22 protein-coding genes and 1 tRNA gene are annotated in these 21,898 nt (G+C 61.9%); 21 read left to right on the forward strand and 2 right to left on the reverse strand.

Annotated features, from left to right (window positions below; translation table 11 throughout):
• Positions 1-413 precede the first annotated feature (413 nt).
• Positions 414-1,001: a tautomerase family protein gene (locus PU133_RS11095; protein WP_404861764.1), complete on the reverse strand. Its 588-nt coding sequence runs from the start codon at positions 999-1,001 to the stop codon at positions 414-416.
• Positions 1,002-1,090: 89 nt separating this feature from the next.
• Here PU133_RS11095 and PU133_RS11100 point away from each other — a divergent pair, with 89 nt between their 5' ends.
• From PU133_RS11100 to PU133_RS11160, 13 genes are all read left to right on the forward strand, one after another.
• Positions 1,091-1,972, forward strand: a complete 882-nt coding sequence (locus tag PU133_RS11100) for a GntR family transcriptional regulator (RefSeq protein ID WP_404861765.1) — start codon at positions 1,091-1,093, stop codon at positions 1,970-1,972.
• Positions 1,973-2,005: 33 nt separating this feature from the next.
• Positions 2,006-3,247, forward strand: a complete 1,242-nt coding sequence (locus PU133_RS11105) for an ABC transporter substrate-binding protein (protein ID WP_404861766.1) — start codon at positions 2,006-2,008, stop codon at positions 3,245-3,247.
• An 83-nt stretch (positions 3,248-3,330) separates the two neighbouring features.
• On the forward strand, positions 3,331-4,203 hold the full coding sequence (locus PU133_RS11110) for a branched-chain amino acid ABC transporter permease (protein ID WP_404861767.1): 873 nt from the start codon (positions 3,331-3,333) through the stop codon (positions 4,201-4,203).
• 6 nt (positions 4,204-4,209) lie between these two features.
• Entirely contained in the window at positions 4,210-5,187 is a 978-nt protein-coding gene (locus PU133_RS11115) for a branched-chain amino acid ABC transporter permease (protein WP_126010225.1), read from the forward strand.
• A complete protein-coding gene (locus tag PU133_RS11120) occupies positions 5,180-5,935 on the forward strand; it encodes an ABC transporter ATP-binding protein (protein ID WP_126010226.1) in 756 nt (251 codons plus the stop codon). Before PU133_RS11115 ends, PU133_RS11120 begins: the two co-directional genes overlap by 8 nt.
• Complete coding sequence (locus tag PU133_RS11125) at positions 5,928-6,683, forward strand: ABC transporter ATP-binding protein (protein ID WP_404861768.1); 756 nt, start codon at positions 5,928-5,930, stop codon at positions 6,681-6,683. The genes PU133_RS11120 and PU133_RS11125 overlap by 8 nt, the downstream gene beginning before the upstream one ends.
• Positions 6,684-6,686: 3 nt before the next feature.
• Positions 6,687-7,952, forward strand: a complete 1,266-nt coding sequence (locus PU133_RS11130; protein ID WP_404861769.1) for a 3-isopropylmalate dehydratase large subunit — start codon at positions 6,687-6,689, stop codon at positions 7,950-7,952.
• Between the two features lie 2 nt (positions 7,953-7,954).
• Positions 7,955-8,470: a 3-isopropylmalate dehydratase gene (locus PU133_RS11135; RefSeq protein ID WP_404861770.1), complete on the forward strand. Its 516-nt coding sequence runs from the start codon at positions 7,955-7,957 to the stop codon at positions 8,468-8,470.
• Positions 8,467-9,342 carry an oxaloacetate decarboxylase gene (locus PU133_RS11140; RefSeq protein WP_404861771.1) on the forward strand — a complete coding sequence of 292 codons (876 nt, stop codon included), beginning with the start codon at positions 8,467-8,469 and terminating at the stop codon, positions 9,340-9,342. The genes PU133_RS11135 and PU133_RS11140 overlap by 4 nt, the downstream gene beginning before the upstream one ends.
• Complete coding sequence (locus tag PU133_RS11145) at positions 9,339-11,030, forward strand: hydantoinase B/oxoprolinase family protein (protein ID WP_404861772.1); 1,692 nt, start codon at positions 9,339-9,341, stop codon at positions 11,028-11,030. The genes PU133_RS11140 and PU133_RS11145 overlap by 4 nt, the downstream gene beginning before the upstream one ends.
• An 8-nt stretch (positions 11,031-11,038) precedes the next feature.
• Complete coding sequence (locus PU133_RS11150) at positions 11,039-13,093, forward strand: hydantoinase/oxoprolinase family protein (protein ID WP_404864514.1); 2,055 nt, start codon at positions 11,039-11,041, stop codon at positions 13,091-13,093.
• A gap of 3 nt (positions 13,094-13,096) precedes the next feature.
• Positions 13,097-13,711, forward strand: coding sequence for a cysteine hydrolase family protein (locus tag PU133_RS11155; RefSeq protein ID WP_404861773.1), 615 nt, complete (start codon positions 13,097-13,099; stop codon positions 13,709-13,711).
• Entirely contained in the window at positions 13,708-15,120 is a 1,413-nt protein-coding gene (locus PU133_RS11160; RefSeq protein ID WP_404861774.1) for an FAD-dependent oxidoreductase, read from the forward strand. Before PU133_RS11155 ends, PU133_RS11160 begins: the two co-directional genes overlap by 4 nt.
• Positions 15,121-15,720: 600 nt before the next feature.
• Here PU133_RS11160 and PU133_RS11165 read toward each other — a convergent pair.
• Positions 15,721-16,140 (reverse strand): hypothetical protein, encoded by a 420-nt coding sequence (locus tag PU133_RS11165; protein ID WP_404861775.1) that lies wholly within the window; start codon positions 16,138-16,140, stop codon positions 15,721-15,723.
• A gap of 636 nt (positions 16,141-16,776) precedes the next feature.
• Between PU133_RS11165 and tuf the strand changes: the two genes are divergently transcribed.
• From tuf to rplL, 8 genes are all read left to right on the forward strand, one after another.
• Entirely contained in the window at positions 16,777-17,952 is a 1,176-nt protein-coding gene (gene tuf / locus PU133_RS11170) for an elongation factor Tu (RefSeq protein ID WP_404861776.1), read from the forward strand.
• Positions 17,953-18,178: 226 nt separating this feature from the next.
• A tRNA-Trp gene (locus PU133_RS11175) sits at positions 18,179-18,254 on the forward strand.
• 170 nt (positions 18,255-18,424) lie between these two features.
• Positions 18,425-18,625, forward strand: coding sequence for a preprotein translocase subunit SecE (gene secE, locus PU133_RS11180; protein WP_404861777.1), 201 nt, complete (start codon positions 18,425-18,427; stop codon positions 18,623-18,625).
• Between the two features lie 26 nt (positions 18,626-18,651).
• Entirely contained in the window at positions 18,652-19,182 is a 531-nt protein-coding gene (nusG, locus tag PU133_RS11185; RefSeq protein ID WP_126010236.1) for a transcription termination/antitermination protein NusG, read from the forward strand.
• A gap of 154 nt (positions 19,183-19,336) precedes the next feature.
• Positions 19,337-19,765, forward strand: coding sequence for a 50S ribosomal protein L11 (gene rplK, locus PU133_RS11190; protein WP_126010237.1), 429 nt, complete (start codon positions 19,337-19,339; stop codon positions 19,763-19,765).
• Positions 19,766-19,769: 4 nt separating this feature from the next.
• Positions 19,770-20,468: a 50S ribosomal protein L1 gene (gene rplA, locus PU133_RS11195; RefSeq protein WP_126010238.1), complete on the forward strand. Its 699-nt coding sequence runs from the start codon at positions 19,770-19,772 to the stop codon at positions 20,466-20,468.
• Between the two features lie 317 nt (positions 20,469-20,785).
• Positions 20,786-21,346, forward strand: coding sequence for a 50S ribosomal protein L10 (gene rplJ, locus PU133_RS11200; protein WP_404861778.1), 561 nt, complete (start codon positions 20,786-20,788; stop codon positions 21,344-21,346).
• A 56-nt stretch (positions 21,347-21,402) separates the two neighbouring features.
• Positions 21,403-21,777, forward strand: a complete 375-nt coding sequence (rplL, locus tag PU133_RS11205) for a 50S ribosomal protein L7/L12 (protein ID WP_126010240.1) — start codon at positions 21,403-21,405, stop codon at positions 21,775-21,777.
• The last annotated feature ends 121 nt before the right edge of the window (positions 21,778-21,898 follow it).

The following is a 21,898-nucleotide window of genomic DNA, read 5'->3' on the forward strand; positions in this document are numbered from 1 at the left end:
GCGTCCGCGCCCTGAAAGCTGTCGCTAATTTGCCGTCGGACAATCGCCCTTTATGATAGGGTGCGGCGGCCAATTATTTCCGACTGAACCACCTCCAGCTTGGTGCATCCCAAAGCACTTTCGGCGGGTGCGAACCGCATAACGATCTTTCATGGCGTCAAGCACTGGCTTTTGACGGTAACTAAATCGCTGGTGGCCAATATTGTGCTTACGGCTTTCGGCGACGTCGCCGAAAGAGCTATATAGATAAGTTTCGTGCGAAAGAATTTGGCCAGTCCGCGCGGATCCCGCCCCGAGTTCGCCGCCACACCTCAAGACTGATTTGGTTTTGCTCGAACAGTCGGCTTCTGCCGATAGCGAGACTTGAGGAGCGTCGCGTCGGGGCAGAAAAGTGCATATCGATCGCAGACAGCCTAGCCGCGGCTTTCCGGAGTACTCGCTAAGGTAAGGGATAGATCGTTCCAGACGTCTTGTCGGCGGATGCGTTCTGCCTCAACCTCGAAGCGATCGATGAAGCGGGCTCCCTCAAAAGGGCCGCCGTCGGGGCGTTCGCCGTTCAGCGTCCCGGTAACGAAGACGGTCGTGACGGTGCCGCGATAGCTCTCGTCGACGGTCTCGATCGTCTTGCGCACAAAGCGGTAGCGAGGTGCCGCAAATGCGACGAGCTCTTCGAGCTTGGTCAACGCGGTGCCATGGCTAGGGCCTGGAAAGACCATCGTGAAATCCGGATGGAGATGGCGGCGTGCGGCTTCGAGATCGCGGTCTTCCATGAGACGAAGGAACTGAAGGACGATGTCGCTTGCCGGCCGCAGTGCTTCACCTGGCGTTCGGGGCACTCTGCCGCGCATGTAGTTCGTTGCCTCGACCTCATCGAACGCGACGGTGACTGCATCCAGCGGCGCCTTGATCGTGGCGGCGACGGCATCTGTCAGCCGCTCGGCAAGCCTGACACGTACCTCTTCAGGATACCCCCGTATCAGCGTCGTGCGAACAATCGGCATGAAAATTGGCTCCCGACGAAATTTTGATGCTTGTCATAATGATATATTGTTATATCAATAGTCAACGACAGCAGCTTGGATGTTTTTCGGTGGTCAGTCGCACAGAGATCGATGAGGCACATGGGTGGAAGCCGGCGACAGCGTCGTCCCGCCGCTCACGCATCGATCCGGCCTCGCGTGTGCCGCTCTACCACCAGATCCTGGTCATCCTGCGCAATCAGATTTTTTCCGGCGAACTGCAACTCGGGGCCGTGCTGCCGGGCGAGCAGGAGCTGGCCGAGCTCTTCAATGTCTCCCGGATCACCGCCAAGCGCGCTCTCAATGAACTGGCCGATGCGGGTCTGGTCGTGCGCGAGCGTGGCCGTGGGACCCGCGTATCCGATACGCCGCCCCCGCCGACGCTGAAGACGTCGGTCGAGGGGTGGTTCGAGAACATATCGCTGATGGGCGTTGCGACCGATGTCGCGGTCCTGGAATTCGACTATGTGCCTGCCAGTCCCGATGTGGCGCAGGCGCTGTCAATTCCGGCGGGCACGACCGTGCAGCGGACGGTGCGCGTGCGCTATCTCGACGGCGAGCCGATGTCGCACCTCCTGACATTCGTTCCCGAGGATATCGGGCGCTCGTTTGATCGCGACGAGATGGGAAATTTCGCGCTGCTTACCCTTCTGGAGCGCTCCGGCGTGAAGGTGGCGGATGCGCGCCAGACGGTGTCAGCTGCGCTGGCCGAGCCGGATATCGCAAGCGCGCTTTCGATCCATGCCGGATCGCCGCTCATCGATGTCAAGCGTGTCGTGCGAGACACGCGCGCCCGGCCGGTCGAATACATCCGCGTGCTTTACCGGCCCGACAAGTATCAGTTCGAAATGAACTTGAAGCGCGTTCACAAGCGCGAAGGCATGCATTGGCAGTCGGAGACGCCAAGCATGCCGCCCGAGATCGCCCCAAACAATAAAAACAACCGGGGCTGAAGAGAAGCAAACCTGCCAGAGAGGACAACAACAATGACCAAGACGACACCATTCAGCATCAAGCGCCGCACCTTCATTGCGGGATCGGGCGCAGCGGCCCTTGCCGCCGGCGTCACGGGGTTTCCGGCCGTGCTGCGCGCGCAGGCACCTGACCCGGTCCGCATCGGCCTCGTGCATCCCGTTACCGGGTTCATTGCCTTTTCGGGCACCCAGTGTCGCGCGGGCGCCGAAATGGCCATCGCCGACATCAATGCGGCAGGTGGCATCCAGTCGCTTGGCGGCGCGCAGCTCGAAGCGATGCTGGCCGACAGCCAGGGCCGGCCGGAACTCGGCGCATCGGAGACCGCGCGCCTCATCGAAGGCGGCGCAGCCGGCATCGTTGCGGGCTTTTCTTCTGCCATTTCGCTCGCCACCACGCAGGAAGCCGCCAAGACGAACACGCCGCATGTGGTGGACGTCGGCGTCGCCGACGATATCGTCAATCGCGGCCTGACGAACACTTTCCGCTTCGCGCCCGGTTACGGCGCCGTGGCGCAGTCTGCCGTCGCCCGCCTGGACGAGATCAACAAGGCGGCAAACAGCCCCGCAAAGACGGCGGTCATCATTCACGAAGAATCGCTCTTCGGCACCGGCACCGCCAATCTGATGAGTGAGGAGCTGCCGAAGATCGGCATCGAAGTCCTGTCCGTCATCCGGCACGCCAATCCGACGCGCGACTTCACCAACATTGCACTGCAGCTGCGTTCGTTGCAGCCCGATCTCATCATCCCGGCGAACTACTACAACGAGTACGTGCTCCTCGCGCGTACGCTTCGCCAGCAGCGCATCGAGGCCAAGGGCATCTATTCAGTTCTGGGCGGCGCAGCCTCCAACGTGCAGTTTGTCCAGGAATTCCCGGAAGCGGCAGAGTTCATCATGGATTGCAACCACTGGTACGATCCGAACTCGGAAGTGGCACTGCAGCGCCGTGCAGCTGCCGAGGCCAAGAACCTCTTCTATACCTACGAAGTGTTCTGCGCTTACAACGCAGTCGCCTTCCTGGCGGACGCGATCGAGCGTGCGGGCTCGACTGAAAAAGAAGCGGTCATCGAGGCGCTGAACGGCTCGACCTGGGACAATCATGGCATGCCCTATGGCCCCACGGAGATCGTCAACGGCCAAAACCAGGGCGCGCAGGCGGTGAACACGCAGGTGCAGAACGGCAAGATCGAGGTCGTTCTGCCGGCCGAGTTCGCCTCGGCAGAAGCGGTCTTCCCGATGCCTTCGGCTGGCTAAACGCCAATTCGCCGATAATAGCGGGGCGGCAGCGCCGTCCCGCGACCATCTCCCGCTCATCCTCCACGCACTGGAAAGGTGTCATGGTCGATCCGGTCATTCTCATTCCGTCGCTGATCAACGGCCTCACGACGGGTGCGCTCTACGCGCTCGTCGCGCTCGGCCTGACGCTGATCTACGGCGTTCTCCACATCATCAATTTCGCGCATGGCGCACTTTTGATGCTGGCACTCTTCGGCGTTTTCTTCCTGAACCAGATCTTCGGGATCGATCCCTACTGGGCGCTCCTGATCGTGCCGCCGGCGATGTTCGTGATCGGTTACGGCCTGCAGCGCGGCATTATCGGGAAGGCGAGCCACGGTCGAGACGAAAACATCCTTCTGGTGACGCTCGGGCTCTCGATTATCATCGAGAACATGTCGCTCTATTTCTTCCGCTCCGACACACGGACGGTGGACACGCCGTATTCCTTCGAAGTGGTGGAATTCGCCGGTGCCTTTCTTCCGTTGCCGAAGGTGATCGCCTTCTTCGGCGCCCTCATCACGGCCGGTCTTCTTTGGGCCTTCATGTCCAAGACCGACCTCGGTCGAGCCATCCGTGCACTTGCCAAGGAGCGCAAGGGCGCGCGCCTCGTCGGCATCAATGTCGACCATGTCTTCGCCATGAGCTTCGGCATCGGCATCGCCTGCCTCGGCGTCGCCGCCTGCCTTTTGATGCCGAGCTACTACGTGAACCCGCAGGTCGGTTACGGCTTCGTGCTGATCGCCTTCACGACAGTGGTGCTCGGCGGCATGGGATCCTTCGTCGGGGCCATGATCGGTGGTCTCATCATCGGCGTCGTCGAAGCGATGGGTGGTCTCTTCCTGGGGGATAGCCTCGGCCAGTTCGGTATCTTCGCCATCTTCATCCTCATCCTTCTCTTCCGCCCCACCGGGCTTCTCGGACACAAGGCGTAAGGCGGCATGATCAATCGCAACCAACTCCTGACGCTCCTCATCGTCTTCGCTATCATCGGCACGGCGCCTTTCTGGATCGCGCGTGAATCTACGCTCAACACCGTCATTCTGATCCTCTATGTCGCGCTGCTGGGCCAAGCCTGGAACATCCTCGGTGGCTATGGCGGCCAGTTCTCCTTCGGCCATGCAGCCTTCTTCGGTACGGGCGCCTATTCCGTCGCCGTCCTGCAGCTGCAATACGGCATCAATCCCTGGATCGGGCTCTTCATCGGCGGGCTGCTCGCCATGGGCGTTGCGCTCTTCATCGGCTTTGCGAGCTTCCGTTACGGTCTACGCGGCTCCTATTTCGCGCTGGTGACGCTCGCTTTTGCCGAGGTGCTGCGCATCCTGTCGAATTCCGTCTCGTTCACGGGGGGAGGGGTCGGCATTCTGATCCCGCTCAGCCGCGATCCGGCCAACATGCAGTTTGCCAACAATGTCGGCTATTTCTGGCTGATCTGGGCCCTTTGCCTTGCCTGCTTCCTGACCGTGTGGTGGCTCGGACGCTCGCGCTTCGGCGCATGGCTGCAGGCCGTACGCGACAATGAAGACGCGGCACGCGCGCTCGGGGTCGATGTCTTCGCGACCAAGATGAAGGCGGCGGCCCTGTCCGGTTTCTTCTCCGGCCTCGCGGGCGTCTTCTATGCCCAGTTCTACCTCTATCTCGACCCCGCGATTGCGTATGGTTCAGCCGTGTCGATCGAGTCCCTGCTGGTGCCGATCATCGGCGGCATGGGGACACTGTTCGGCCCGCTCATCGGTGCTGCCGTCACCCATCTTCTTGCCGAGACGACGCGTCACTTTGTCGGCGACGTGCCGGGGATCGCGCTTGCGATCTATGGCCTGCTGCTCATTCTCGTCGTCATGTTCCTGCCGCGCGGCCTGATCAGCATCTTCGGTCGCATCGGTGGACTTTTCGGATCGCGGAGGGCAGCCGATGCTTGAGGTCAACGGGATCACCAAATCCTTCGGCGGGTTGAAAGCCGTCGATGGCGTGTCGCTCTCAGTCAAGCAGGGCAGCCTCGTCTCGCTCATCGGACCCAATGGCGCCGGCAAGACGACGTTCTTCGCGCTGATTACAGGTTTTCATCGTCCTGACGGTGGCACGGTCCAGTTCGACGGCAAGAACATCATGGGTGCCAAGCCGAGCGATATCGCGCAGGCCGGCATGGTGCGCACGTTCCAGATCGTCCAGCCCTTCGCCGGCCAGACCGTGCGTGAGAACATTGCTGTCGGCGCGCATCTTCGCCATGCCTCGCGCCGGGATGCGCTGGATCGCGCCGCCGAAGTGGCCGAAAAGGTCGGGCTTGGCGACAGGCTCGATATGGATGCAGCAAGCCTCACGGTTGCTGGTCGCAAGCGGCTCGAAGTCGCTCGTGCGCTCGCAACAGATCCAAAGCTCGTTCTTTTCGACGAAGTCCTTGCCGGTCTCAATCCGAGCGAGATCCGCGACGTCATCCCCGTCATTCGCGCGGTGCGCGACAGCGGCGTGACCATCTTGCTGATCGAGCACGTCATGCAGGCCGTGATGCAGCTTTCCGAATACACCTGGGTGCTTAACCAGGGACGGCTGATTGCCGAGGGACCGCCGCGCGCGGTCGCGGCGGACAAGGCCGTCATCGAAGCCTATCTCGGCCCAGGCATGGCCGCGCGGCTCAGCGCCCAGGCAAAGAAGGAGCCGGCTCATGCCTGACGCTGCAATCGTTGAACGGCCGTTGCCAACGGCCTCGACCGAGACTGTTCTCAGCGTCAAGGGGCTTCGAGCCGGCTATGGCGCAGTAGAGGTCCTGCGCGGCATCGATATCGAGATCCGCAAAGGGCAGATCGTCGCGCTGCTCGGGTCGAACGGTGTGGGCAAGACGACATTCAATGCGGTTGTTTCAGGGCTGATCAAACCCTGGTCCGGTGACGTCGTCTTCAAGGGCAGCAAGCTCCCCGGCGGACGGGCGGAGGCTGCAGTGGATGCAGGGCTCAGCCTTGTGCCGGAAGGGCGCTTGATCTTCCCGAACATGACGGTCCACGAGAACCTCGTGCTTGGCAGCTATCGCCGGGGACGCGCCAATCGTGACGCCAATATCGACAAGGTGGTCGGCGTCTTCCCGCGGCTCAAGGAGCGTTTTTCCCAAAAAGCAGGCACGCTTTCGGGTGGCGAACAACAGATGCTGGCGATCGGCCGAGGCATGATGGCGGAGCCGAGATTGCTCATCCTCGACGAACCGTCTCTTGGACTGTCTCCGCTTCTGGTCGAGGAGATGTTCAACCTCATCAAGCGCCTGAACGATGAGGGTCTGACAATCCTGCTCGTGGAGCAGAACGTCGTTCAGTCGCTTGAAATCGCGGATCACGGATTCGTGCTCGAGAATGGCGCGATCAGCCTTTCCGGATCGGCCCAAGAACTGATGGACGATCCCGACCTCCAGCGGTCCTATCTGGGAATCTGAGAGATGCCTCAAAGTCTTGCACAGAAGATCATTGCGCGTGCATCCGGACGCAGCCATGTCGAAGTGGGCGATGTGGTGACCGCTCGGGTCGATCTCGCCATGATCCACGATTCCGGCGGGCCGCGCCGGGTCGAGCCGATCCTCAAGCGTCTTGGTGTCGGCCTTTATGACAAGGACAAGGTTGTCCTCGTCTCCGACCATTACGTGCCTGGCGACACGGAAGAGGGCGCTGCAATCCTGCAACTGACCCGCCGCTGGGCAGCCGAGAAGGGCGTGACCTTCTATGATGGCGAAGGCATTTGCCACGTCGTGCTACCTGAGAGAGGGCATCTGAAGCCCGGCATGTTCGTCGTCGGCGGTGACAGCCACTCGCCGACCGGTGGCGCCTTCGGTGCCTACATGTTCGGTATCGGCGCGACAGAGATGGCAGGTGTGCTGGCAACCGGCGAGATCTGGATCAAGGTGCCGGAGACGATCCGCATCGAGTGGTCCGGAACGCTCGGGCCGCGCTTGATGGCCAAGGACATGCTGCTTGCGATGTGTGGCCGGCTCGGCATGGATGGCGGACGCTATCAGGCCATCGAATATGCCGGCGAAACTGTCCGCGGGCTCGGCATGCAGGAGCGGATGACGCTCTCCAATATGGCCGCCGAACTGGGGGCCCAGGCGGGTCTGATTGCTCCTGATCAAACGACGATGGCGTGGCTAGCCGAGCATGGCGCGATTGATTTGCCCGATCCGGCGCACTGGCAACCGGATCTTGATGCGGTTCCGGACGAGTTTCACCAGTTCGATGCGGAGACACTCGTGCCCCAGGTTGCCGCGCCCCATTCTCCCGCCAATTCGGCCCCCATCGATGCATATGAGCCGACGGACATCGACGTCGCCTATATCGGAGCCTGTACCGGGGCGAAATATGCCGACCTCAAGGCGGCAGCCGAGATCATTCGCGGGCGCACGCTTGCAAAGGGCGTCGAGCTTCTCGTCGCACCGTCCTCGAAGCGCGATCAGGATCGCGCCGCCGACGAAGGCATCATGAAAGTGCTCGAAGATGCCGGCGCAAAAGTGCTGCCGAATGCGTGCGGTATCTGCGCCGGCTATGGCTCCGCGCGTCTCGGCGAGGACGTGACCTGCATCTCGACAACGGCGCGCAATTTCCGCGGCCGCATGGGCGCACATTCATCGAAGGTCTATCTCGGCTCACCCTATACGGTCGCCGCATCCGCTCTCGCGGGGCGGATCGTCGATCCGCGCGATATCGGAGCATGACGATGGTTTTCCCCAGTCACCGTGCCTTCGTTTTAGGCGATGACATCGACACCGACGCGCTTGCCCCCGGCCAGTACATGGGCGGCGGCATCGAGGCGCTCGCCGCCCATTGCCTCGAGGCTGTGGACCCGGACTTCGCGTCATCCGTGCAGCCGGGCGACATCGTCGTCGCTGGCAAGAATTTCGGTATGGGATCGTCCAGGGAGCAAGCCGCGCAGGCACTCCGCCATCTCGGCATTGGCGCAGTCGTTGCGCGATCCTTCGCCGGCATCTTTTATCGCAACGCGATCAATCTCGGCCTTCCAGTGTTCGTCTCGGCTGGAGACACCTCCATGCTTCGTCCCGGCGACCCGGTCGAAATCGATATCGACGGCGCAGCTCTTGTCACGCAAACCGGGCGGATCGCGCTCGAGCCGCTGCCCGATTTCCTCCTGGACATGATCGCCGATGGCGGCCTCGTTCCTCATCTCGAAAAGCGGTTCGCCGCAAGCGCCAGCCCGAAGGAGACTGCAACATGACGCGCCTCAAAGCGCGCCTCGCAGAGCAGCGCATCGTCGTCGCTCCAGGCATCTATGATGGATTGTCAGCGCTCGTCGCTGAACAGTGCGGTGCCGAGGCGATCTATCTGTCGGGCGCTTCGCTCGCCTACACCCGTTTTGGTCGACCCGATATCGGGCTCGTTTCGGTCAGTGAGGTGGCCGATGCGGTCGGCGCCATCTGCGAGCGGGTTTCGCTGCCGCTGATCGTCGATGGCGACACAGGCTTCGGCAATGCACTGAATGTGCAGCGCACGGTGCGCATGTTCGAACGCATGGGCGCTGCCGCAATCCAGATTGAGGACCAGACGATGCCCAAGCGGTGCGGGCATCTGAACGGCAAATCGCTGGTGTCCACCGGCGAGATGGTCGGCAAGATCAAGGCTGCGGCCGATGCACGTCAGGACGAGCATTTTGTCGTTATCGCGCGCACCGACGCGATCGGTGTCGATGGGTTCCAGGCTGGGCTCGACCGCGGCGCGGCCTATGCGGAAGCGGGTGCCGATGTCGTGTTCGTGGAGGCGCCAAGGTCGGTCGACGAGATGGAGTCCATCGTGTCCACCCTTGGCTCACGCGTTCCGCTGATGGCGAACATGGTCGAAGGCGGAAAGACGCCGACGCTGACAGCCAACGACCTGGAAGCAATCGGCTTTTCGCTCGTCATCTTCCCCGGCGGGCTTACCCGCGCGGTGGCACGCACGATGCGCGCCTATTTCGAGAGCTTGCTGGCGCACGGATCCAACGCGCCGTTCAAGCAGCACATGTACGACTTCGCCGGCATCAATGCCGTTGTGGGAACCGACGAAATGCTGGCTGCGGGTGCAGCCTATGACGAAAAGAGGTTCGAACCATGATCGATCCCGTTCTTCTCGCCATCCTCAAGGGACGGCTTGAACAGATCGCCGACGAGATGGATGCGACGCTGTTCCGCTCTGCGTTCAACCCCATCATCGCCGAGGCCCACGATGCCTCGCACGGCATCTATGATGCGGTCACCGGAGACACTCTGGTACAGGGAAAGTCCGGACTGCCCATCTTCGTCGGTGTCATGGCCTTTGCGGTAAAGGCGGTCATCGAGAAGTCAGCGAAATCCGGTGGCCCCAAGGACGGCGACGTCTGGATCTTCAACGACCCCTATGCCGGCGGCACGCATTTGTCCGATTTCAGGTTGGTGCGTCCCTTATTCCGCGATGGCAAGGTATTCTGCTACCTCGCCTCGGTCGGCCATTGGCACGATGTGGGCGGCAACGTGCCGGGCAACTACAATCCGGTCGCGACGGAAAGCTTCCAGGAGGGGATGCTGATCCCGCCGGTCAAGCTCTACGACCGTGGCGAACTGCGTCAGGACGTGATCGATATCCTGTCGTCGAATTCACGCCTGCCCAACTCGCTGTTCGGCGATCTCAACGGCCAGATCAACGCGCTCGATCTCGGCGTCAAGCGCATGGAGGAGCTTCTTGCCGACTATGGCGACGGCACAGTCGAGGCGGCGCTCGGAGAACTGAAGGCGCGCGCAGCCCAACTCATGCGGGCAGAGATCAAGGCACTTCCGCAGGGCACCGTCTCGGCTGAGGATTTTCTCGATAATGACGGCATTGTCGACGAACCACTGCGCATCGCGCTCGATCTCAGGATCGAAGGCGAACGCATGGTGATGGATTTCTCGCGCTCGTCTCCAGCCTGCGCCGGCCCCGTCAACATCTCGCGCGCCACCACCATTGCCGCCTGCTATGTGGCGCTCAAGCATATTTTCGGCGATGTACCGGCCAATGCCGGCGTGCTCGAGCCGGTCGAGTTCGTGATCCCCGAGGACAGCCTGCTTTCGGTCCGCGCGCCGAAGCCCGTCGGCGGCTACACCGAAACGATCCTGCGCCTGATCGACGTGGTCTTTCAGGCAATCGCGACCATTGCGCCTGAGCGGTCCAATGGCTGCGCTTACGGCACGATCAACGCACTGTCGCTCGCCGGCTATCGTGGTCCGGACAAGAAACGCTGGGTCATGTTCTCGTTCTTCGGTGGCGGCCATGGTGGCCATCCGGAAGGTGATGGGCTGAACCACGGCAATGCGCCGATTTCGACGGCAACGATCCCGCCGCTCGAGATCCTTGAGGCGGCCTATCCCGTCATGTTCACGCAATGGGGGCTGCGCCAAGATTCCGGCGGAGCCGGCAAGAGCCGCGGTGGACTCGGCGCCGTTTATGAGCTGGAACTCCTGGAGGAAGAAGCCGACGTTTTCCTGTTCGGCGAGCGCGGTCGCTTTGCGCCGAAAGGCGTCGTCGGCGGCGGCGATGCGGCGCTCAATCGCTTCAGCTACGAGCAGACCGATGGCGAGAAGACCCCGCCCATGGCGTCCAAGATGGTCGGCATCAAGCTGAAGCGCGGCCAGAAGGTCAGGCTCGAGACGCCGGGCGGCGGCGGTTACGGCGATCCGGCGGAGCGCGATCGGGCAGCCATCGAACGTGACGTGGCACTCGGTTTCGTCAGCGAGGAAGCGGCCGAACGCGATTACGGTTTCCAGTCGAACAAGAAGGACGCGGCCTGATGGGTGGCATGAGTTCGAAGCGCTACGTGATCGGCGTCGATGTCGGCGGTACCTTCACCGATATTTTCGTTTACGACCAGATTGCGCACACCGTGCAGACGACGAAGATTCCGTCGACGCGTGGCGACCAGTCGCGCGGTTTCGCCGAAGGCATCGCGCGCATCGTGCCGGACTTCTCCGAAATCGCGACCGTCGTTCACGGCACCACTGTCGGCACCAACGCGCTTCTGGAACGTAAGGGTGCGCGCACGGGCATCATCACCACGCGCGGCTTCCGCGACATCCTCGAGATGCGCCGCCGCGACCGTCCGACGACCTGGGGCTTGTGGGGCCAGTACCAGCCCGTCATCAGCCGCGAGGATCGCGTCGAGGTTTCCGAGCGCGTGCTCGCGGACGGAACCGTGCGCGAGGCGGTCAACGACGATGAAGTCCGCCAGCAGGCCGAGGCGCTGAAGGCCGCTGGCTGCGAAGCCGTCTGCGTCTTCTTCGTCAACGGCTATGCCAATGACGCCAACGAGCGCCAGGCTGTCGAGACCGTGCGCGCCGTCTGGCCGAACGGGTATGTCACGGCGGCGACTGAGATCGTGCCGGAAATCCGTGAGTTCGAGCGGCTTTCGACCGCTGCGCTCAACGCCTATCTGCAGCCGGTGGTGTCGTCCTATCTCGACCGCCTGGAAAAGACGCTAAAGGAGCGCGGCTTTGCCGGCGACATTCTGATCGTGCAGTCGAATGGCGGTGTGATGGCGATCGATACCGCCAAGCGCTTCCCTGTGCGCACCGCGCTCTCCGGCCCGGCGGCCGGCGTCATGGCCGCGCAGGCGATCGCGCAGGCGGCAGGCTTTGCCAATGTGATAACCTGCGACATGGGCGGCACCTCCTTCGACGTGTCGCTTGTGGCGGCTGGCGAAAGCGCGTTGTCGGCGCAGACGTCGATCGACTTCGGGCTCGTCGTGCGCACGCCGATGATCGAAATCTCCACCATTGGTGCCGGCGGCGGGTCGATCGCAGGCATCGACAATGGCGGCATTCTGCAGGTCGGGCCGGAATCGGCGGGCTCCGATCCCGGACCGGTGTGCTACGGGCTCGGTAACGACCGCCCAACGGTGACGGACGCGAACGTGGTGCTCGGGCGCATCAATGCCGAGCGTCCCATCGGTGGCAAGCTTGCGCGACTCGACGTCGAGGCTTCGCGCCGTGCAATCGCCACCCATGTTGCCGACCCTCTCCGGATTACCGTTGAAGACGCCGCCGAGGCGATCCTCAAGATCGCCAATGCAAAGATGGCAGGAGCGATCCGGCTCGTCTCGATCGAGCGCGGTCACGACCCGGCCGAGTTTTCCGCCATGCCCTTCGGCGGCGGTGGTTCGCTGCACACAGGCGCGCTCATCAAAGAAGTGGGGCTCAAATCCGCGCTCGTCCCGCGCTTCCCCGGCGTCACATCCGCACTTGGATGCGTGGTCGCCGACATGCGCCATGACCGTGTGCAGACCGTGAACCGCCTTCTCGACGGCCTCGACGCAGGTGCCTTGGGCGAAGAGATGGTGCGCGTTGCCGATGAGACGGCCTTGCTTCTCGATCAGGCGGGCGTCGCTTTCGAACGCGTGGACCGGATCTACGAGCTCGACATGCTCTATCTCGGCCAGACGCATACGGTTTCGGTGCCGCTCGACATTCCCGTCGCCGGTCTGACTGGAGACGGCGTGCGAACTGCCTTCGAAGACGCGTACCGGACAACCTTTGGTCGTCTGCTGGACGGTATTCCGATGCGCGTTATGAACTACCGCATCGCCGTCATCGGGCGCAGGCCGGCCTTCGACATGGGCGCCTTCGCGCCGGTGACGGACCGGACTGCAGAACAATGTCGTACCGGATCGAGGCGCATCTATGCCGACGGCGCCTGGCATGATGCCGTGCTCTATGACCGTCATGCGTTGCCCGTCGGCGCGCGAGTCGAAGGCCCGGCGATCCTCGAACAGGCGGACACCACGATCTTCATCGATCCGGGGCTCAAGGGCACCGTCGACGCGTTCGGCAATGTCGTCATCGACAGGATGGCGGGCTGAGCCATGGATGGAGGCTCTGTTGATTTGGCGCGAACAGCGCTTCTGATCGTCGATCTCCAGAATGACTTCGTCCATCCCGATGGCGCCTATGGGCGGGCCGGGCAGACGGCGGAGATGATCGCAGCACTGCCCGAACGTCTTCGGCCGCTGGCCGAGGCGCTTCGGGCTCGCGGCGGCTTTGTCGTCTCGACGCAGTTTACGCTCGTGCCGGGTCGCGGCGGTGAGCCCATGATCTCGCCGCACCTGAAGGAACTGCGCCCGTTCCTTGCAAAAGGGGATTTCGAGCCGGGCTGCTGGGGACATCGTCTCGTCGATACGCTCCAGCCCGCTGACTTCGTCGTTGAGAAGGTCGCCTATTCGGCGTTCTTCCAGTCGCGGATGGAGTTCGTGCTGAAGAAGGCCGGGATCGACACGCTCTTCGTCTGCGGCATCGTGACCAATGGCGGCGTGGCATCGACGGTCCGGGACGCACATGTTCGCGACTTCCGCACCTTCGTTCTGTCCGACGGCTGCGGGGCCTTCTCGCAGGCGACCCATGACAATGCCATCTACGATCTCTCGACCGTCACCAAGGCAATCACGGTCGCAGACGCTCTGGCGATGGTGACCGGCGCATGAGCGCTGTCCTGCCGGCAGCCGAGCTGCAAGCGGACGCCGCGATCGATGTGGCGGTCATCGGCGCTGGAGCCTGCGGCTTGGTGGCCGCCATGCGCGCAGCCGAAGCAGGCGCGGACGTGCTGGTGCTTGAGCGCGACGCCAAGCCCAGCGGATCGACCTCCATGTCCTCGGGCTTCATCCCGGCACCGGCAACGCGCTTCCAGCGCGCCATCGGGATTGACGACGACACGCCCGATCGCTTCGCGGCCGACATTCAGTCCAAGACGAAGAACCGAGCCGACGCCGGCCTTGTCGAGACGGTTTCAAGAGCGATCGGTCCGGCGCTGGAATGGCTGGGTGACAGCCATGGCCTCGAATGGATCGTGCTCGACGACTTCCTTTATCCCGGGCACTCTCGCCACCGCATGCATGCGGTACCGGAAAAGACGGGCGCCGCGCTGCTCCAGCGGCTCGCAACAGCCGCTGACGCCGCGGGCGTGATGGTCGCAACCGGGGCGCATGTCACCGGACTCTTTGTCGAAGGCGATCGCATTTGCGGGCTCCGCATCGAGCGAGCCGACGGTCAGGAAGAGCACCTTGCATGCAATGCTCTGGTGCTCGCATGCAATGGCTTTGGCGGCAACGCCGAGATGGTGGCGCGCCATATCCCCGAAATGGAAGGGGCTCCCTATTACGGACACACCGGCAATCAGGGCGATGCGGTGCTCTGGGGGCAGACGTTGGGCGCAGACATTCGAGATCTCTCCAGCTATCAGGGCCACGGCTCGCTCGCTTACCCGCATCAGATCCTGATTTCCTGGGCGCTGATGATGGAGGGCGGAGTTCAGGTCAACGCAGAGGGCCGCCGCTTCTCCAACGAGCATGGGGGCTATTCGGAGCAGGCCGTCCACGTGCGCGCACAGCCGGGCGCTATGGCCTGGAACATCTACGACCAGCGCATCCATAACTTCGCGCAGTCCTTCCCGGATTATCGCGATGCGATGGAGGCCGGTGCAATCCGGCAGGCGGCAGATATTACGGGTCTGGCACGCGTGATCGGCGTCGAAGCCGGCGCACTTTCGGATACATTCGAAGCCGTAGCCGCCTTTCAAGACGGGACAGCCGATGACACCCACGGCCGAGATTTTTCGACCAAGCCGGCGCTGGAAGCCCCTTATTTTGCGGTGAAGGTCACCGGCGCGCTTTTCCATACGCAAGGCGGATTGATGGTCGATTCCTCAGCCCGCGTGCTTTCGGTTTCAGGCATGCCATTCGCCAATCTGTTCGCCGGCGGTGGAGCCGCCTGTGGCGTATCTGGCCCTGACGTGTCCGGTTACCTCTCCGGCAACGGCCTCTTGACCGCTATCGCCCTCGGCTACATCGCCGGCCGCGGCGCGGCGCAGGTGGCACTACTGGCTTCAAGTTCGTAAAATTTGGGCTTCTGAAAGGTGTGATTGGTGAGGGAGCAAAGCGCTCGCGTCGCTTCACGATCCCATGCTCGAGTGAGATCCGCAGAATGGCAATTCGCCTTCTGCGGCGCTTGACCCCGATAGAAGCCTGCTCGCAACCTCTACGACCGGCCACTCAATCGTTTGGCTTCAAGCTGCTGTCAGCCTTCGGCCTGAGACGCTGAAGATGCGAAGGACAACATTGGGGTCGCAAAATCTCTCGGATTTGCAACGAACTCTTCCCATGTTGCGTCGTGGTGCATGATCGCGCCGCGCGGTAAGCCGAACTCAGATGCGGGCAGATCTGCCGAGGTTGCGTGATTCCGTGCTTCTTCAGACGGCGATGCGTCTGCTCTTTGACAAATGAAGCCCCTTCTCGGACGTCCGGTATGGCCCCGCTTTCCGGCCGTTCGACAAGACTTACTCGAACGCCCGCGTCGCGTGCGCGACGTTCTCAGCTAGCCAGCGGACGCCGGTGGCAACGCCGCGGCAGAGGTCGCCTGCGATCACGCAGACGTCGGCGTCTGGAATGGCGAGCGGCTCTAGAAGCGGAGCCACCTCCAGGTGAAGGTTTGACAGGATCTAGATCTTCATGGCGAGAGCTTCCCGCGCACTTGCTCGACGGCCTTCTTGAAACTTAGTGCCTTCAAGCGGCCGGTCGCGGAGGATCGCGTCGACCATGCAGGACACCGCCTCCCGTTGTAGATCGATGAGACCGCGCGCCTCTTCATAGGCATTATGGAGCCGCTGATGGATTCGTTCCGCCAGGTCGGGGTTCCCGGTGAGGAGCGCCGTGCGGTAAGTGGCGGGCAGATGCAGCAGCGGCATCGAGGAGCTAAGGCCAAGAACCATCTCCATCTGCATTGCCAGATCGTTTGCCTGCGCCGAATCGCTGTAGTCCGGACCTCCTGCATAGGCGGAGACCGACCCGAGCACGACTTCCTCGGCCTCCCGGCCGGTAAGCAAGATGATGAGTTCGGCGGTCAGCCTATGCTCGGTCATCTCGTCGTCTCTGTTGGGTATCCATGTGAGACCGCAGCCCGCCTCATCGGCGTAAATCACTTCCGAACTGAGGTCATGACCTAAGCGCTGCTTTGCTCTCTATTGTGCGAAGAGTCGCAGGATATGTCAGCTGGAGAGACCCAGACTGCAGAGTGGCGGCCAGCAAAGCTTGCGGAATATTAGCCCAGCCGAGTCACTTTAGGCGGGGTCTTATACCTGGAGCGGGGTGTAGCGACGAGCTGGCCGAAGGGTGCCACAAATACTACCATAGAGTGACCAAGAACTGTGACTTAGAGCGTGTCTGTCTTCGGGACACAAGCAAGGTTGTCACGTCTGGTCCTGCGTAGGAATTTCAAGAGGTTCAGCAAGGTTTGGCGCCCTAAGTTGGCGCCATCGACGCACGCTAACCGCTCCAGCCGGTCGATTATTTCTCCTCGTATCGCTCTAGCAGCGATCCTGTGCTGCACCGTCGGCTTGAATTGCGCGTCGGTGATCGACACATAGGGCCAGACGCCGGAGCGGACATGCGGACGGTGCGGAGAGGGGCGTGGTTGAACCGCGCTTGAACTTCCGGAATTTTCGTCCTAATAGCGCTCCAGCCCATCCCAACGAAGCTGATAAATTGAGGAAAGCCGCATGGCTAAAGGCAAGTTTGAACGTAACAAGCCGCATGTGAACATCGGCACGATCGGTCACGTCGACCACGGCAAGACGTCTTTGACGGCTGCGATCACGAAGTTCTTCGGCGAGTACCGCGCTTATGACCAGATCGACGGCGCACCGGAAGAGAAGGCTCGCGGGATCACGATCTCGACGGCCCACGTGGAATACGAGACGGAAGCCCGTCACTACGCCCACGTCGACTGCCCCGGCCACGCCGACTACGTGAAGAACATGATCACCGGTGCGGCCCAGATGGACGGCGCGATCCTCGTCGTTTCGGCTGCCGACGGCCCGATGCCGCAGACGCGCGAGCACATCCTGCTCGCCCGCCAGGTCGGTGTTCCGGCGATCGTCGTGTTCCTGAACAAGGTCGACCAGGTCGACGACGCCGAGCTTCTCGAGCTCGTCGAGCTCGAAGTTCGTGAGCTGCTCTCCTCGTACGACTATCCGGGCGACGACATTCCGATCGTCAAGGGCTCCGCGCTTGCCGCTCTCGAAGACAGCAACAAGGAAATCGGCGAGAACGCCGTTCGTGCGCTGCTGGCTGAAGTCGACAAGTACATCCCGACGCCTGAGCGCCCGATCGACCAGCCGTTCCTGATGCCGATCGAAGACGTGTTCTCGATCTCGGGTCGTGGCACGGTCGTGACCGGCCGCGTCGAGCGTGGCGTCGTCAAGGTTGGCGAGGAAATCGAGATCGTCGGTATCCGCGACACCAAGAAGACGACCTGCACGGGCGTTGAAATGTTCCGCAAGCTGCTCGACCAGGGCCAGGCCGGCGACAACATCGGCGCGCTGCTTCGCGGTGTGGACCGTGAAGGCGTCGAGCGTGGTCAGGTTCTGTGCAAGCCGGGTTCGGTCAAGCCGCACAAGAAGTTCAAGGCCGAAGCCTACATCCTGACGAAGGAAGAGGGTGGCCGTCACACGCCGTTCTTCACGAACTACCGTCCGCAGTTCTACTTCCGCACGACGGACGTGACGGGCATCGTGACGCTGCCGGAAGGCACGGAGATGGTGATGCCTGGCGACAACGTGACCGTTGACGTCGAGCTGATCGTGCCGATCGCGATGGAAGAGCGCCTGCGCTTCGCCATCCGCGAAGGCGGCCGTACCGTCGGCGCCGGCATCGTCGCCGCGATCACGGAGTGATTGCAGCGATGACGATGCCGAAAGCTGCCGACGGCCATCAGGTTGCTGGAACGCGCGCAAGCGCGTTCCAGGGCGGCGCCGGCATCGTCGCTGCGATCACGGAATAACGCGTCCAAACAAGCTTTGGCGGGGACAATTCGCTCCGCCGAAGCATTTTCATCTTGCCGCGTTGGTCGCTCCAAGTTAGATCAGCGGCACGGCGAAGCGCTCAAGCGAGCGATCGTTTAGGGGTATAGCTCAGTTGGTAGAGCGGCGGTCTCCAAAACCGCAGGTCGGGGGTTCGAGCCCCTCTGCCCCTGCCATTTCTGGCTGGTCGGCCGGCGCCTCTGGCGGCCCGGCCGGTTTGCTATTTTGACGCGCCGGACGGATTTCCTCTTGTGAATTTGGGAATCGGTCTTTATGTAGAACCTCTAGATCAACGGTGCGCGGAGCCGCCTTGTCGCTTTGCGTGCCGTAATCGTATGGGCAGTTCATGGCTTCGAGAACCAATCCGATCACGTTCATCCAGCAGGTCCGCGCCGAAACGGCGAAGGTTACCTGGCCAAGCCGTCGCGAGACGCTGATCTCCACGATCATGGTTCTTATCATGGTGTTTGTGGCTTCGATCTTCTTCTTTGCCGCCGATCAGGCGTTGGGATGGGTCATCGGGCTTATTCTGAACATCGGCGCCTAACCGTAGCTGCCCTCGGGAGAATTTGAATGTCAGCGCGCTGGTATATCGTCCACGCATACTCGAATTTCGAGAAGAAGGTCGCCGAGTCGATCGAGGAGAAGGCGCGCCAGAAAGGCCTGTCGCATCTCTTTGAGAAAATCCTCGTGCCGACCGAGAAGGTCGTCGAAGTCCGTCGCGGCCGTAAAGTGGATGCAGAGCGCAAGTTCTTCCCAGGCTACGTTCTGGTGCGGGCTGATCTGACCGACGAGGCCTATCACCTGATCAAGAACACGCCAAAGGTCTCCGGGTTCCTTGGTTCCGATTCGAAGCCGGTGCCGATCCCAGACTCTGAAGCTGAGCGCATCCTTTCTCAGGTTCAGGATGGCGTGGAGCGGCCGAAGCCTTCGATCTCGTTCGAGATCGGCGAGCAGATCCGCGTATCGGACGGTCCGTTCGCCTCGTTCAACGGCATCGTTCAGGATGTCGACGAAGAGCGTTCGCGCCTGAAGGTGGAAGTGTCGATCTTCGGCCGCGCAACGCCGGTCGAGCTCGAATACAGTCAGGTTGAAAAGACCTGATTGCTGGATCGGTCCCTCAGGGGCCGGTCACCAGCGTGGGAGATCTTCCGGGTGAGCCAATCCGGGGTCGGATCGCACCACGCAAACGCAGCCGCCGGTTCGCCGGCACATTGAGGCCGGATTTCCGGTCTATAATTGGAAAAGGCAGAGAGTAATGGCTAAGAAAGTTGCAGGCCAGCTCAAGTTGCAGGTATCCGCGGGGTCGGCAAATCCGTCGCCGCCGATCGGTCCTGCACTTGGTCAGCGTGGCATCAACATCATGGAATTCTGCAAGGCGTTCAATGCCGCCACGCAGGAAATGGAAAAGGGCATGCCGATCCCGGTCGTCATCACCTATTTCCAGGACAAGTCGTTCAACTTCCAGATGAAGCAGCCGCCCGTCAGCTACTTCCTCAAGAAAGAAGCCAAGCTGAAGTCCGGCTCGAAGACTCCGGGCAAGGAAGTTGCTGGCAAGATCTCGCGCGACAAGATCCGCACCATCGCTGAAGCGAAGATGAAGGATCTGAACGCTGCCGACGTCGAAGGCGCAATGCGCATGGTCGAGGGCTCTGCCCGCTCCATGGGCCTGGAAGTGACGGAATAAGATCATGGCCAAGATTGCAAAGCGCGTAGAAAAGAGCCGTGAAGGCATCGATCGCAACAAGCTCTACGACCTCTCCGAGGCCGTCAGCATGATCCGCGAGCGTTCCGCCACGAAGTTCGATGAAACGATCGAAGTCGCCATGAACCTCGGCGTCGACCCGCGCCACGCCGACCAGATGGTCCGTGGCGTGGTCAACCTGCCGAACGGCACGGGCCGTACGGTTCGCGTTGCCGTGTTCGCACGTGGTGACAAGGCTGAAGAGGCCAAGGCAGCCGGTGCCGACATCGTCGGCGCCGAAGACCTGGTCGAAGCAGTGCAGGGCGGTCAGATCGATTTCGACCGCTGCATCGCGACGCCGGACATGATGGGCCTCGTCGGCCGTCTCGGTAAGGTGCTCGGCCCGCGCGGCCTGATGCCGAACCCGCGTGTCGGCACCGTCACGCCGGACGTCACTGCTGCCGTCAAGGCTTCCAAAGGCGGCGCCGTCGAGTTCCGCGTCGAGAAGGCTGGCATCGTGCATGCCGGCGTTGGCAAGGTTTCCTTCGATGCGAAGGCGATCGAAGAGAACATCCGCGCCTTCGCCGATGCGGTCATCAAGGCAAAGCCGTCGGGTGCCAAGGGCAACTACGTCAAGCGCGTGGCGATTTCCTCGACCATGGGCCCTGGCGTCAAGATCGACCCGTCGACCCTTTCCGCCGCCTAAGGCGCGCGCAGATTTTCGCGGCCTGCCTCAAGGGGCAGGCGGCATGAACCGATTTCCGGCCTTCGGGCCGGAAGTTGCCGGGGATTTCGGTTCCCGGCATTCCTGTCCGAGATTGCAGGTGGGCAACCTTAATCCCACACGGCCTGCATGAGACGGGTAAGACCCGGATTTGGCGGCTTTGATGCCGTTTCTTGCGGTTCGAACCTCGATTGCCTTGCGCCCGCCGGTCCCGGCGACGTGTAAGGGGGCAGGATCCTCAAGCGTCGCTTGGAGATCTTTCTGACGAACGGTCCCCTTGCGGCAAAGGCAAACCGACTGTGGTTGGCGCGAATGCCAGTCCGGTCTGCTGGAGAAAGACAGTGGATAGAGCGGAAAAACGCGAATTCGTCACAGAGCTGAACGAAGTCTTCAAGGCTTCCGGTTCGGTTGTTGTGGCCCACTACTCCGGTCTGACGGTTGCGCAGATGAACGACCTCCGGTCGCGCATGCGCTCAGCCGGCGGAACGGTCAAGGTCGCGAAGAACCGCCTGGCCAAGATCGCTCTTCAGGGCACGGAGTCCGAAGGGATCGCAGATCTCTTCACCGGCCAGACGCTCATCGCCTACAGCGATGATCCGATTGCCGCTCCGAAAGTCGCCGTCGACTTCGCCAAGGGTAACGACAAGCTCGTTGTTCTCGGTGGTGCGATGGGCTCGACCAATCTCGATGCCGAAGGTGTGAAGTCGCTTGCGACCCTGCCATCGCTCGACGAGCTGCGTGCAAAGCTGGTTGGAATGATCCAGACCCCGGCAACGCGCATCGCTCAGGTCGTCAACGCGCCTGCGGGTCAGCTCGCACGCGTATTCGGCGCTTATGCCAAGAAGGACGAAGCCGCATAAGGCGGAACTTCGCTGTTTAACTCTTAAAGTTCGAACCGAATAAAAGGACTATGACAATGGCTGATCTCTCCAAGATCGTTGAAGACCTCTCCAACCTCACCGTCCTGGAAGCTGCTGAGCTTTCCAAGATGCTCGAGGAAAAGTGGGGCGTTTCGGCTGCTGCTCCTGTTGCTGTTGCTGCTGCTGGCGGCGGTGCACCGGCTGAAGCCGCTGAAGAGAAGACTGAATTCGACGTGATCCTGGCCGAAGCCGGCGCTAACAAGATCAACGTCATCAAGGAAGTCCGTGCAATCACGGGTCTCGGCCTCAAAGAAGCCAAGGACCTCGTCGAAGCTGCACCGAAGGCTGTCAAGGAAGCAATTTCCAAGGGCGAAGCCGAGGACATCAAGAAGAAGCTCGAAGACGCAGGCGCGAAAGTCGAGCTCAAGTAAGATCATTCGTGGTCTGACGGATCCGCGCCATTCGGCGCGGGTCCATCTGTCGTTCGGAACAGATTATCCGGAGACCGGACGGTGCGGTCTTTCGATAATGGGTTCCTCGCTCTCGACTGGA

Origin of the sequence: Georhizobium sp. MAB10 (assembly GCF_045012825.1) — a bacterium.
GTDB classification, from domain to species: Bacteria; Pseudomonadota; Alphaproteobacteria; order Rhizobiales; family Rhizobiaceae; genus Georhizobium; species Georhizobium profundi.